1 protein-coding gene is annotated in these 462 nt (G+C 61.5%); it reads right to left on the bottom strand.

Annotation, left to right across the window (positions count from 1 at the left end; all coding sequences use genetic code 11):
• Nucleotides 1-261: hypothetical protein (locus RM844_RS32555; protein WP_311671046.1), on the bottom strand; the 261-nt coding region annotated here is incomplete at its 3' end.
• Nucleotides 262-462: the final 201 nt, after the last annotated feature.

Raw genomic sequence — 462 nt, 5'->3', positions numbered from 1 at the left:
GCTCACCAGTGGCCGGATCAGGTGGTACTGCTGGCCGAGGGTGATGAGGATGTCCTCGATCTGGTCGTCCATCTCGATGGACTTCAGGGTGCGCTGCTTGGCGCGCAGGACCTCGGTGTTGCCGGCCGCCGCGACCTCCAGGTCGAGGTGCGGGCCGCCGCCGAGCGTGCCCAGTGACATGCCGCTCTCGTAGTCGACCAGGGCCACGCCGACGGCCCCTTCGATGGCCATGGCTTCCTTGAGCGTGGTCTCAATGTTCACGGTGGTGCCCTCGATTCCTTGACGACCCTCAAGACGAGCAGTCGTGGCGCAAGAACGGTCTCTTTATGTACCGCGCGCGTTCAGACAATGCCATCTTTGGCCAGTGTTGCAATAGTTGGCAAATAAAGTACTGTGCAGACGGAGCGACCTAAGGGGGAAGTGTTGTCATCGCTCGATGTCGCACTCGGGGACACCCTGAAA

The organism is Streptomyces chisholmiae (assembly GCF_031845445.1).
Taxonomy (GTDB): Bacteria; Actinomycetota; Actinomycetes; order Streptomycetales; family Streptomycetaceae; genus Streptomyces; species Streptomyces chisholmiae.
Note: the sequence above shows the minus strand (reverse complement) of the source record. Positions and strands in the feature narration are given on the sequence as shown.